This window comes from Stenotrophomonas sp. YJH_SMC_69 (genome assembly GCF_059370495.1).
In genome coordinates this window covers 248,388-261,141 of the sequence record NZ_JCAFTS010000003.1, presented here as the reverse complement: position 1 = coordinate 261,141, position 12,754 = coordinate 248,388, and the positions used below count along the sequence as shown (strand labels likewise).

The following is a 12,754-nucleotide window of genomic DNA, read 5'->3' as shown; positions in this document are numbered from 1 at the left end:
CTGGTGCACATGTCCCCCGCCCCCACCCCTGTCGATCCGGTCCAGGCCGTGCAGCGCATCCGCGACCTAGCGCGTGCGCATGGCTTCCAGCGCTGCGGCATCGCTGGTATCGAACTGGGCGAGGATGAAGCGCACCTGGCCGACTGGCTGGGCCAGGGCCTGTACGGCACGATGGACTGGATGGCGCGCCACGGCACCTTGCGCGCGCGACCGGCCGAGCTGCTGCCCGGCACCGTGCGCGTGATTTCAGTGGGCATGGACTACAGCCACAAGGACGACACCGAAGCCTGGGCGACCCTGGCCGACCCGGGCCGCGCCTACGTGGCGCGCTACGCGCTGGGCCGCGACTATCACAAGCTGATGCGCAACCGCCTGCAGAAGCTGGCGACGCAGATCAATGATGAAGTAGCGCCACTGGGCTACCGCGTGTTCGTCGATTCCGCCCCCGTGCTGGAACGCGCACTGGCGCGCAACGCCGGCCTCGGCTGGATCGGCAAGCACACCTGCCTGATCGACCGCCATGGCGGTTCATGGTTCTTCATCGGCGAGATCTACATCGACATCCCGTTGCCGATCGACACGCCGGCCACGGCGCACTGCGGCACCTGCACGCGTTGCATCGATGTCTGCCCGACCCAGGCCATCACCGGCCCGCAGCGGCTGGACGCGCGGCGCTGCATTTCCTACCTGACCATCGAGCACGACGGCGCCATTCCCGAAGACATGCGTCCGTTGATCGGCAACCGCATCTACGGCTGCGACGACTGCCAGCTGGTCTGCCCCTGGAACAAGTTCGCCAAGCGCACCGACGAAGCCGATTTCCGCGCGCGCAACAACCTCGATACCGCGCGCCTGGACCAGCTGTTCGCCTGGGACGAGGCCGAGTTCCTGCGCCGCACCGAGGGCAGCCCGATCCGCCGCAGCGGGCACGAGCGCTGGCTGCGCAACATCGCCGTGGCACTGGGCAACGCACCGTCCTCGGCCGAAGCATTGGCCGCATTGCAGACCCGCGTCGATGATCCCTCGCCGCTGGTGCGTGAACACGTGCAGTGGGCGCTGGGCCAGCACACGGCGCGCTGACGTGCGATCCTGAGCCCCCGCTCCACCCGCAGCACGCCGTTCCCATGCAGCCACGCAACAACGACATTTTCACCCCCAGCCAGCTCAACACCCTGGCCCGCGACCTGCTGGAAGGCAGTTTCCCGGCGATCTGGGTCGAGGCCGAACTGGGCAGCGTGGCGCGTCCTGCCTCCGGTCACCTGTATTTCACCCTGAAGGACGCGCGTGCGCAGCTGCGTGCCGCAATGTTCCGGATGAAGGCGCAGTACCTGAAGTTCGTGCCGCGCGAAGGCATGCGCGTGCTGGTGCGCGGCAAGGTGACCCTGTACGACGCCCGTGGCGAGTACCAGATGGTGCTGGACCACATGGAGGAGGCGGGCGAAGGCGCACTGCGCCGCGCCTTCGAGGAACTGAAGGCACGGCTGGAGGCCGAGGGCCTGTTCGACCCGGCGCGCAAACGGCCACTGCCGGCGCATGTACAACGTCTGGCAGTGATCACCTCGCCGACCGGCGCCGCCGTGCGCGATGTGCTGAGCGTGCTCGGCCGCCGTTTCCCGCTGCTGGAAGTCGACCTGCTGCCGACCCTGGTGCAGGGCAGCAGCGCCGCCGCGCAGATCACCCGCCTGCTGCAGGCGGCCGATGCCAGTGGTCGCTACGACGTGATCCTGCTGACCCGCGGCGGCGGTTCGCTGGAAGACCTGTGGGCCTTCAATGACGAAGCCCTGGCCCGTGCGATCGCCGCCAGCCACACCCCAGTGGTTTCGGCGGTCGGCCACGAAACCGACTTCAGCCTCAGCGACTTCGCCGCCGACCTGCGTGCACCGACGCCTTCGGTGGCAGCTGAACTGCTGGTACCCGACCAGCGCGAACTGGCACTGCGCCTGCGCCGCACGGCCGCGCGCATGGTGCAGCTGCAACGGCATGCGATGCAGCAGGCGATGCAGCGCGCCGACCGCGCCCTGCTGCGCCTGAACGCCCAGAGCCCGCAGGCGCGGCTGGACTTGTTGCGCCGACGCCAGCTGGATCTGGGCCGGCGCCTGCATGCTGCGTTCAACCAGCAGCAGGAGCGTCGCGCCGCGCGCCTGCGTCATGCGGCGGCAGTGCTGCGCGGGCACCATCCGCAGCGCCAGCTCGATGCGATGCAGCGCCGTCTGGCTGCCCTGCGCGGGCGGCCGCAGGCCGCGATGCAGCGCCTGCTGGAGCGCGATGCACTGCGACTGCGCGGACTGGCGCGTTCACTTGAAGCAGTCAGCCCGCTGGCGACCGTGGCGCGTGGCTACAGCATCCTGACCCGCAGCGATGACGGTACGCTGGTGCGAAAGCTTGATCAGGTACAGTCCGGTGACGCCCTGCAGGCCCGCGTCGGCGACGGCGTGATCGACGTACAGGTCAAGTAAGGGGCGTTCGGCAGGGCTGCGCCCTGCACCTGCGGTAGTGCCGGCCGCTGGCCGGCAACCTCAACAGCAACAGCAACAGCAAAAGCGGCTCTGGATTGCTGATGGTTTGGGGGGCGGTGTGGCTGTGCAGGACACGCCGTAAACCCCGCTGCGCGGTCCGGCCCAGCCGCCGGCGGCTGTGCGTTCGGGCGCTTGCGAAGCAGTGCTTCGCAAGCAAAGCGCCCTCACCCTTGGGGGCTCGACGGCGCCAACGGTCCTGCACAGCCACACCGCCCCACCTCTGACAGATTCCGATGACTGTTGGTAGGTGTCGAGCTTGGTCGACACGGTAGATCCTGTCAGATATCGAATCAATTCGGGGTCAGATCCGTTTTCCTACGGAAAACGGATCTGACCCCAAGAGCATTTCCGACAGACCGCAGCAAACTGTCGAAGGCGGGGTGGGTCCGGTTGCGGGAGTGTCCGCGGCATGGATGCCGCGGCCAAGCCCCCATGGAAGGGTTTACGGCGTCTCCCGCAACCGGACCCACCCCGCCATCCCTCAGGAAACCCGCTTCCGCTGTTGCTGCTGCCGGCCAGCGGCCGGCACTACCTACCGCGGGTGCAGGGCTGCAAGCCCTGCCGCCCCTCCCCTACTTTGCCTGCTCGCAGAACTTCTGCCGGTACTCGAGCGCCTTCGGCATCAGCGCCTGCAGGTTCTGGATGCGGGTACCCGGGTTCGGGTGGGTGGAGGCGAACTCCGGCGGCGCCTGGCCGCCACTGGCCTGGCCCATGCGCTGCCACAGCGGCACCGCCTCGCGGGGATCGAAGCAGGCCGCTGCGGCCAGCATCAGCCCCACTTCATCGGCCTGCGTCTCGTGGCTGCGCGCATAGGGCAGCAGGTAGCCGTAGCCCATCGCCGACATCATCATCTGTTGCTGCTGCGCATCCATGCCGCTGGCGGCACCAGCCATCTGCCCGATCTGGGTCAGCTTCTGCTGCGCCATCCGCTGTGCACCATGGCGTAGAAGCGCATGGGCGATCTCATGGCCCATCACCACCGCCATCGCGTCACGCGTACGCGCCACCGGCACCAGGCCGGTGTAGACCGCCATCTTGCCACCCGGCAGGCAGAACGCATTGGCCTGCTCGGACGGGATCACATTCACTTCCCACTGGAAATCCCGCGCGAAATGCGCCGGCTGCACGCCGTGCTCCTGTGCCAGCGCGGTCTCCACCACGTCCACCTTGGCGATCAGGCGCTGGGCGATGTCGCGCACATCACGCGCGATCGGCGCATTCGGATCCATCGGCCGTTCCTGCGACAGGATCTGCTGGTAGGCCTGCAGCCCGAGCGCGGTCTCCTGGCGCGCATCCAGGCTGCTGTCGATCATCACCTTCTCGCCGGTGTAGGGATCGACCGTGCGATTGGAGAACCAGTAGAACACCGCATAGCCCGCCGCCAGCAGCAGCACCCACCAGCGGATGTTGCCGAACAGGCCGCGCCGCTGCGGGCCTTGCGGCGAACGGGAAAAGGGATCGTTGCGCATCGGTGTCTTCCAGCAGGCCCCGCCGGCCGGCGGGCACGGCGCAATCTTAGTGCGCGGACGCCAGCAGCGGGTGAAGCCCGATGCTCAGATGCCCCGCACCAGACGGAAGCCGATGCGCGCGTTGGTGGTGTCCGAGTCCTGCGATTGCCGCCAGGCCGCACGGGTCTGCTCGGGCGCATTGGCCCAGTTGCCGCCCCGGATCACCCGCGACCGGCAGCCCGGGTTGAACCAGGCGACACCATCGGACGGCGCACGCCGGTAGCTGGCATGCCAGCAGTCGGCCACCCACTCGCTGAGATTGCCGGCCATGTCGTGCAGGCCGAAGGCATTGGCTTGGAAACTGGCCACCGGCGCGGGCCCCCACCAGCCATCGCCATAGCCGACGAAGGCGTTGTGCCAGTGCCGCCCCGAGGGCGAGACATCCTTGCTGCCGGTGAAGTTGCCAGCGCCGGGCGGCGGCGTGCCGGCGTCGCCCCACGGATAACGGCCACTGCTGCCGGCACGCAGCGCGTACTCGAATTCGGCCTCGCTGGGCAGCCGGTAGCTGCGTCCTGTCTGCTCGGACAGCCACGCCGCGTAGTTTTCGGCATCACGCACGCTCACATGCATCACCGGCGAATTGCCCAGTGCGCGCGCGCCATCGTAATCGGAACGCCAGTCCACACCGCTGCGGCGGATGAAATTGCCGCTGCGCTCGTCATAGACCACCGAGTGGCCGCGCCGGGTCGCACGCGGCCGCGCATTGGTCGACTTCACATAGCGCTCGAAATCACTGACCGTGATCTCGGTGATCGCCATCGCAAACCCGCGGTCGAAGCGCACATAATGCGAGGGCCGCTCGGCATCACTGGCACCGGGCTCGGCATCACCCGCGCCCATCTGGAAGCCACCATGCGGCACCACGATCATCTGCGGGCCGCGCCCGCCATCGCGCATGGCGTCGCTGAACACCTGCCCGGGACGGAAGCTGCCGTAATGGGTGGCCAGGTCGATGCGTTCGCGCAACTGGGCCACCACCGCATCCCCTGGCAAGGCGATGCGCAGGGCCTCGGCCAGCTTCTCGCGCGCCGGCTTCAGGCCCTGTGGCGTCGCCAGTTCGCGAAGGCCATCATCGCGCAGCTGCAGCAGTGCCGCCGCGCGGATCTGTTCGATACGTTCGAAGGCATCGGCAATGGCCGGTGATGAGTCACGGACCTTGCTGGCTTCGGCCAGCCAGGTGCCGGCGCTGGCAAAGTCACGCACCCGCGCCGCGTCCTCGGCACGGCGGATCAGGCCACTCTCGGCCGCCGCCAGGCCCTGCCGTGCCCGGCTGTTGTGTTCATCCAGGGCCAGCGCTTCACGGAAGTTGCCGATCGCTCCGTCACCGTCCTCACCGATCCGCCCCGAACGCAGGTCTTCCTCGCCGGCACGGTTGTAGGCCACCACGCGCTGGGCGAGCTCCACCCGTCCCTGCAGCGCGCGAACCTTCTCATCCTTCGGCGCCAGGGTCAGCAGCACCAGTGCCTGGCGGCTGGCCTCGGCCAGCGCCTCGCGCTGCTGCAGCGGCCGGACCAGCAGGGCATCGGCCTGCTGCTGAAGGCGCTGGCGGGCGCGCTGCAGGCCGTTGCGGGCCTGGCGGTCATCCGGGTCTTCTTCCTGCACCGCCAGCCACAGCGGAACCGCCGCGTCGGCGTCCTCGTACAGGCGCCCTTCGGCGAACGCCTTCTCGGCCGCGCGACGCAGCTGGGCCAGGCTGCGCCCCTGCCGATCGACCCGCGGTGGCGTCCACCGCTGCACATCCTCGGCGGCATCCTCACCGGCGATGGTGACGCTGCCCTGCGCCGCCTCCGGCGTCGCGTCCGCCTGCATGCCTTGCTGCGGCCGTGCGTCTTCGCCAGCAGCCGGTCCCGGCTCCGGTGTCGCCGAGGGCGACGGCGTGCAGCCGGCCAGGGCCAGGGCGGTGCACAGCACGGACGACAGCGGAAAACGCAAGCAGGATCTCCTTCGGCACGGATGCGGACCGACGTTAGGCTATTCTCCCCTGCCTGAGCAAACCCGAGTAGTAGGCCCTGACCCGTGGCAATCTGGATCACCACCCCCGCCGAGCTGGATCCGTACTTCCAGCAGCGTCCGGCCCGCATCGGCCTGGACACCGAATTCATCCGTGAACGCACCTTCTGGCCGCAGTTGGCCCTGGTGCAGATGGCGGTCGGGCAGGACATCCTGCTGATCGACCCCCTGATTCCCGGCATGACCGAAGCGCTGGCGCCGTGGCTGGCCGATGAATCGATCGTCAAGGTGATGCACAGCGCCAGCGAAGACCTGGTCGCCTTCAAGTGGGCCTGCGGCGTGTTGCCACGTCCGCTGTTCGACACCCAGATCGGCGCCTCGCTGGCCGGCATCGGTGGCGGTATGGGCTACCAGAAGCTGGTCGCGGAAATCACCGGCGTGGCGCTGGCCAAGGGCGAGACCCGTTCGGACTGGATGCGCCGCCCGTTGTCCGACTCGCAGCTGCAGTACGCCGCCGACGATGTCGAGCACCTGTTCGCGCTGCATGACGCCATCGATGCCAGGTTGCAGGCGCTGGGCCGCCAGCAGTGGCTGCACGACGACGGCGAGCGCCTGCTGGCCAGCGTCGCCAATGACGAAGACCGTTGGCCGCACCTGGCGATGCGCTCGGCGCAGTTCCTCGACACGGCCGCACAGCATCGGCTGCTGCGTCTGCTGCGCTGGCGCGATGTGCAGGCACGCAGCAGCGACCGCCCGCGCAGCTGGATCCTGGACAACGAACTGGCCGCCACGCTGGCACGCACGCCACCGGCCGATGCCGCCGCACTGGGCAAGCTGTTCGAACAGTTCCCGAAGGCACCGCGCAAGCTCGCGGGCGCTGTGTGGCAGGCGCTGGATACGCCGCTGGCCGATGAGGCCGAAGCACCGCTGGCGCTGCCGGCCAACGACAGCAACAAGCAGGCACTGAAGAAGCTGCAGGACGCGGTTGCCGAGCGCAGCCGCGAACTGGGCCTGCCGGATGGCGTATTGGCCTCACGCAAGCACCTGGAAAGCTATCTGGAACGCCGCCAGTGGCCGGCCGCACTGGCCGGCTGGCGCCAGCAAGAGCTGGAAGCGCGGCTGCAGGCGCTGCTGCCGGCACGCTGAAGCACCGGGCGCCGGACCACGCCGGCGCCATGCACCTTGAGCCTGCAGGGGCCGTGCTAGGGTTTACCGGTACTGACAAGGAGACGTCGATGCAGACCCTCAAGATCGCGACCGCCTGCGCACTGCTGCTAACCACGTTGGGCCTGGCATGCTCTGGGCAGGCCGCACCGCTTTCCTATGCACAGGAAAAGGAGAACACAGCCAAGCTGGTGGACATCATTGACGGCGCCACCCGCGACGGTCTGGTTGCCGTGCTGGTGCCGGCCCCGTATGTCGTGCACAACGGCGGGCCAGGCATCGGCTCTCCGGTCCCCGGCTTTCATCTGGGCAAGCGCTCGACCGACCTGCCCGGGTTCTCGACGCGGGTGTCCTTCCAGCACAAGGACATTCCCTCCCAGGGCTATGTGCAGCTGTTCAACACCAACGAACTGGAAACCGGCCCGCAGCGGACGGTGTTGATGGACGTGTTCGAGGTGCATCTGATTCCGCCGGGCACCTATCTGCTGAACGGTGCGGAGAACTACCGCCTGAACACCCGCGTGGCCAAGCTGAAGCCGCTGGGGACTACGGACGAAGTATCGAAGGACATCGGCGCCACCCGCCTGGCCGACGTCGATTACCGTTTCTATTCCTGGAAGAAGGTCTGGGTACCACCCGGCGTCCTGACCGATCAGCACTCCCAGCAGGTCTGCATCTCGGTGCATGTGGCCTCCGGCAACTGCGTGGCATGGGGCACCCAGAACTACGAAACCTCGCGCCCGACCGAAGGCTACTGGGATGACAGGATCGTCCCTGAAGACATCCCTGCCGTACGCATCCAGGCGGTCATTGCCAAGGCCCACGCGCCACTGGCCTTCACTGCCCGCGAAGGGCAGATCCTGCTCAGCCCCTTCATTGTTGCCGCCGACGGCGATATCGATTTCAACGCGAACGACTGCGCACCGGTCGACAAGCTGACGGGATGCGCCCTGCGCCGCTTCACGGTGCACTACCAACCCGCGCCGCTGGACGCTGCACGCAAGCACATCGCAATCACCTCGCGCGGCCTCAACGGCAAGCAGCGCAAGGTACTGGAGCGGATGGAGGCGATGCAGCTGCAGGTGCTGGGCCCCAGTGCGCCGTCCGATGCAGCGCTGGGCAAGGGCGTCAGCGCCACGCCGTGAGCACGGATGATGCCGAGCAACGAAAAACGGCGCTCGATGAGCGCCGTTTCCGTTACACGACGGGGTAAGCCTTACCAGTTCATGTTCAACGAGACACCGACGGTGCGCGGTTCGTTGTAGACCGCGGCCATGTAGTTCTCGATCACACCCTTGAGGTTCTTCTCGTTGGTGATGTTGCGCGCGAACAGCGCCACTTCATAGGCACCGTAGTTGCCCGAGTAGCCGATCTTCAGGCCGCCCTCGAAATCACCCTTGGAGTTGAACTCCTTGCTGTCGTACAGCACGAAGCTGGTGTAGCCCTGCTTGTTCCAGTCGGTGGACACGAACATGGTGCCCGCGTCGCTGACCGGGAAGTCGTAGCGGGCGGCCAGGTTGACGTTGTACCTCGGCGCGTTCGGCAGCGGGTTGCCGTCGATCTGCGCGAAGGTGTTGGCACCGACCTTGATGGTCGGGTCATTCACCGTGCACACCACCTTGCCGTTGAGGCCGCAGACCTGCGCGTAGACGCGCTTGTCCTTGATCTCGCTGTGCAGCAGGCTGACGCCGGCGCTCAGGGTCAGGTTCGGGATCGGGCGCAGCTCCATGTCCGCTTCGAAACCGTAGGCCTTGGCCTTGTCGGCATTGAACAGCACGCCGTTGCCGTCCGAATCGTTGCCGTTGAGCTGGATGTCATTGACGGTGTAGGTGAACGCAGTGGCGTTCAGGCGCAGGCGATTGTCCCACAGGCTGCTCTTCACGCCGGCTTCCCAGGACAGGATGGTCTCGGAATCGGCGGTGGTGAAGTCGGCATTGAACACCGCCGAACGGCCCTGGATGGTCGGGCCGCGGAAGCCGCGTGCGACCTTCGCATAGACGCTCACGTCCGGCGTGATCTGGTACATCGCGCTCAGATCCCAGCTCGGGGTGGTGTCGGACATCTTGACGTCGGTGCGGCCCTTGTAGGTCACCAAGCCGGCGGCGGTGTCAGCGGTCTTCAGCAGGCGGGTGTGCTTCTCGTCCTTGGTCTGGCGCAGGCCGGCCGTGACGGTGAACTTGTCGGTGAAGGCGTAGCTCAGCTGGCCGAAACCGGCCCACGAGGTGTTCTTGTTGCGCAGGCGCACCCAGTTGTTCGGGTTGCGGGCCGCACCCTGCAGGAACCACGCACGCTGGTAGAAGTCGGTGGTGTCGCTGCCGTTGAAGTAGAACGCACCGGCCTGCCACTGCAGGGCGCTGTCGTCATGGCTGGCCAGGCGGAATTCCTGGGTCCACTGGTCCAGGTCGCGGATGCGGCCCATCGACTGGCCGTAGCCGTTCGGCACGCCGTTGACCGGGAAGTTCACCGCAGCGCCGCCGTCGGTATCACCACGGCTGTAGCCGGAGGTGGTCTCATAGGCGGTGATCGAGGTGAAGTCGATCGCGCCGAAGTCGTAGCGTGCCTTCACCGAGCCGCCGTAGGTCTTGTAGGCCTGCGGGTTGTTGCCGGCTTCGTCGTAGGCGACCTGGTCGCGCGGCACGTCGGTCTTGTTCGAGCCCTTGGTCAGCGCACCACGCAGGAACAGGGTCGAGGTGCCTTCGTAATCACGGGCGTGGGCCGAGGCCAGGATCGAGAACTGGTCGCTCGGGGTCAGCAGCAGCTGCGCGCGCACGTTGCGGTCATCGAAGCCGCCCATGGCGTTCTTCTTCGGGCTGACCGTGCCGTCAGCGCTCGGGCCCTTGTAGGTGTTGTCGACGTAGTCGTCGCGGTGCTGGTACAGCGCCGACACGCGGAACGAGGCGATGTCGTTGATCGGGCCGCCAAAGCCGCCGTCGATCGACACGCTGTTGTAGGTCGCATAGCTGGCGCTGACGCGGCCGGTGTAGTCCTGGGTCGGCTTCAGCGTGTCGAACTTGATGATGCCGGCGGTGGTGTTGCGGCCGAACAGCGAGCCCTGCGGGCCGCGCAGCACTTCCACCTGGTCCACGTCATAGACCGGGTTGGACTTCAGCACCACGTGCTCCAGCACCACATCGTCCTGGATGATCGACACCGGCTGCGAGGCACCCAGGTAGAAGTCGATGTTGCCCAGGCCGCGGATATAGAAGCGCGGGAAGATGCGGCCGGTGGTGGTTTCCGCATACAGGCTCGGCACGCGGCCGGACAGCGCCAGCAGGGTGTCGTCGCCGCCGGCGGTGAAGTCGCGCATGCGCTCGCCCTGCACCACGCCCACCGAGACCGGCACTTCCTGCAGGTTCTGCTCGCGGTGCTCGGCGGTCACGGTGATCGTGTCCAGGCCCGTCGGGGTCGGCGCGCTGTCCTGCGCGGCGGCACCAAAGCTGCCGACCAGGGCCAGGCCGGCACAGGCCAGGGCCAGCGGATGGCGGCGGAAGGAAACGAAGGAAGACGACATACCCGACAGGCGGCGGGAATCGGAATGGGAGGGCATGGAATGCTCTGAGGAGGCGTCCGTGCGGCCTGCGCGAGCCGGGCGGCAAAAAGGAGGAGAACTGCGCAAGCCGCCATTATCCCCCAAATTGTTACGATTTCGTTGCGCGGCATCCGGCCCCGACAAACCGGACGGTTTCGGCACAGTGCACGCCTTCATGCCACGCCGTCCGGCACATCCCGGGTCGGCTTGGCAAGGCGCAGCCAGTTGGCTACACTGAAGCCCTGCCGTGGGGCCATAGCTCAGCTGGGAGAGCGCGTCGTTCGCAATGACGAGGTCAGGAGTTCGATCCTCCTTGGCTCCACCACTCATTAAGAAGACCCGCCGATCGTCGCGATCTGCGGGTTTTTTCTTGCATCGATCACGAGTCAGGCAGGTTCCTGATCCCCGTCCTTGCGGCGTGGACCACGCGAATGCGTATCACGCACCTGCTGATCGCGCTGCCCCGGCCGCTGCTTTGCCACGTCCTCCTGCGCCCTGTCCTGACGGCTTTCCTGTACGCCCTGTTTCGGATCGCCAGGGTCTTTGTCGCGCTCGCTCATCGAAGTCTCCTGTGCCGGCGAAGGCCGATCAGGACTTCACGCTAGAGGCTGCGCAGTGATCCGCAGGTCAGGCCCGCGCGAACAGCGTGTGCAGTTCCGCTTGCCGCCGCAGCTCACGGCTCTGCAGAATCCGGACCAACATGCCCAGCCAGTCCGCGATGTCACCTCCTGCCCAGCACGCCGCGCGTACGCTGCCAATGCGCCTCGATCCAGCGGACGGCAGCATCCAGCTCGGCCACCTGACGACGTTGATCTGCCCCACCCTGTCACTGGAGGAGGCGCGCATCGCCTTCGCCATGCTGATGCATGGCGAGCGCGATGCCGGCACCGGCTATCACTGGCTCAGCCTGCACCGGCTCAGTCTGGGCGGTGCGCCCGCCGGCATCAGCCTGTGCTTCCACGGGCAACAGCTGGACATGGTGAAGATCAGCGTCGACCTGCCGGGTGCGACACTGGAAGACGGCTGGCCGACCCAGGTCGCGATCGATGCCGAAGTCGCTTTCATGCGTCGCACCTTGGCCACGGCTCTGGGGCGCAAACTGGCAGGTGGCCGCGCCCGGTTCGAGTGGGGCGAGGCATGGGCCCGGTTCGACCCGAAAGGCTTCATGGCCAGCAGCGGTATCCGCTACACGCCGCGCTCATGACGCCGCTCAGGTACGGGTGATCGACACTCCACCTTCAACACGCATCGCGGTACCGGTAACGAAACTGCTTTCATCGCTGGCCAGGAACAGCGCCGCGTTGGCGATCTCCTCCGGCTCGGCCATGCGCTTGAGTGCGTGCAGCGAGCGCACGAAGTCGCGGGCATCGCCGGTGGGTGCGGCCTGCCGGCCCATCTCGGTATCGGTACCGCCAGGCAGCAGCACGTTGCTGCGTACGCCACGCGCGCCGTACTCGGCGGCGATCACCTGGCTCAGGCCGATCAGTCCGGCCTTGCTCGACGCGTAGGCGGCCATACCCGGGAAGCCCACGGTATGGCCGACAAAGGTACCGACAAACACCAGCGAGCCACCCCCGCGTGCCAGCAATGCCGGCAACTGCGCGCGTGCGGCATGGAAGGCGGCGTCGAGATTGGTGGCCATCACCTCGCGCCACGCATCCGCCGGGAACTCTGCTGCCGGCACGCCGGGGCCGAGCATGCCGGCATTGTTGAGCGCGATGTCCAGGCCTCCGAATGACTGTTGGGCCAGATCCACCAGCGCCTGCGCCGTGCCCGGATCAGCCACATCGGCGGCATGCATCACCACCTCGCCGCCGGCGCCACGGATCTGCTCGGCCAGTGCGTGCAGCGGTTGCGGCCGCCGCGCATTGAGCACCAGTTTTGCCCCTTCGGCAGCAAAGCGCAGGGCGCTGGCACGACCAATGCCAGCGCTGGCACCGGTGATGAGGGCGATCTTGTTGTTCAGGCGCATGAGGGTGGTACCGGTTGTGGAGTGGCCGCCACGATGCCGCGCCTCCGGCCCACCAACACTCCGTTTCCGGGCCTCGCGGCCAGGTGCAGGAAACGGAGTTTCCGCAGAACCGGCA

Annotated in this window: 10 protein-coding genes and 1 tRNA gene; 6 read left to right on the top strand and 5 right to left on the bottom strand. The window is 67.2% G+C overall.

All coding sequences use genetic code 11. The features are described 5' to 3' along the window. Positions 1 to 9 precede the first annotated feature (9 nt). On the top strand, positions 10 to 1,080 hold the full coding sequence (gene queG, locus AC5P8F_RS06775; RefSeq protein WP_046431754.1) for a tRNA epoxyqueuosine(34) reductase QueG: 1,071 nt from the start codon (positions 10 to 12) through the stop codon (positions 1,078 to 1,080). Positions 1,081 to 1,124: 44 nt separating this feature from the next. Then, entirely contained in the window at positions 1,125 to 2,456 is a 1,332-nt protein-coding gene (gene xseA, locus AC5P8F_RS06770; protein WP_046431756.1) for an exodeoxyribonuclease VII large subunit, read from the top strand. Between the two features lie 632 nt (positions 2,457 to 3,088). On the opposite strand, the gene AC5P8F_RS06765 is transcribed toward xseA, so the two are convergent. Both AC5P8F_RS06765 and AC5P8F_RS06760 read right to left on the bottom strand, forming a co-directional pair. Continuing rightward, a complete protein-coding gene (locus AC5P8F_RS06765; protein WP_005417787.1) occupies positions 3,089 to 3,985 on the bottom strand; it encodes a M48 family metallopeptidase in 897 nt (298 codons plus the stop codon). An 84-nt stretch (positions 3,986 to 4,069) separates the two neighbouring features. After that, a complete protein-coding gene (locus tag AC5P8F_RS06760; RefSeq protein ID WP_014647818.1) occupies positions 4,070 to 5,956 on the bottom strand; it encodes a formylglycine-generating enzyme family protein in 1,887 nt (628 codons plus the stop codon). A gap of 84 nt (positions 5,957 to 6,040) precedes the next feature. Here AC5P8F_RS06760 and rnd point away from each other — a divergent pair, with 84 nt between their 5' ends. After that, the gene (gene rnd / locus AC5P8F_RS06755; protein WP_134809115.1) at positions 6,041 to 7,120 is read left to right on the top strand and encodes a ribonuclease D; all 1,080 of its coding nucleotides are present in this window, start codon (positions 6,041 to 6,043) and stop codon (positions 7,118 to 7,120) included. Between the two features lie 89 nt (positions 7,121 to 7,209). Beyond that, entirely contained in the window at positions 7,210 to 8,283 is a 1,074-nt protein-coding gene (locus AC5P8F_RS06750) for a hypothetical protein (RefSeq protein ID WP_126411189.1), read from the top strand. Between the two features lie 71 nt (positions 8,284 to 8,354). Here AC5P8F_RS06750 and AC5P8F_RS06745 read toward each other — a convergent pair whose 3' ends face one another. Then, entirely contained in the window at positions 8,355 to 10,685 is a 2,331-nt protein-coding gene (locus AC5P8F_RS06745) for a TonB-dependent receptor (protein ID WP_478409047.1), read from the bottom strand. A 231-nt stretch (positions 10,686 to 10,916) separates the two neighbouring features. Between AC5P8F_RS06745 and AC5P8F_RS06740 the strand changes: the two genes are divergently transcribed. After that, positions 10,917 to 10,992 (top strand) — tRNA-Ala (locus AC5P8F_RS06740). A gap of 61 nt (positions 10,993 to 11,053) precedes the next feature. Here AC5P8F_RS06740 and AC5P8F_RS06735 read toward each other — a convergent pair. Then, a complete protein-coding gene (locus AC5P8F_RS06735; protein ID WP_006457496.1) occupies positions 11,054 to 11,227 on the bottom strand; it encodes a hypothetical protein in 174 nt (57 codons plus the stop codon). A 158-nt stretch (positions 11,228 to 11,385) separates the two neighbouring features. Here AC5P8F_RS06735 and AC5P8F_RS06730 point away from each other — a divergent pair, with 158 nt between their 5' ends. Further along, complete coding sequence (locus AC5P8F_RS06730; RefSeq protein WP_126412540.1) at positions 11,386 to 11,871, top strand: hypothetical protein; 486 nt, start codon at positions 11,386 to 11,388, stop codon at positions 11,869 to 11,871. Positions 11,872 to 11,877: 6 nt separating this feature from the next. Here the strand turns inward: AC5P8F_RS06730 and AC5P8F_RS06725 are convergent, their stop codons facing one another. Beyond that, positions 11,878 to 12,639: an SDR family oxidoreductase gene (locus AC5P8F_RS06725; protein WP_014647822.1), complete on the bottom strand. Its 762-nt coding sequence runs from the start codon at positions 12,637 to 12,639 to the stop codon at positions 11,878 to 11,880. Positions 12,640 to 12,754 lie beyond the last annotated feature (115 nt).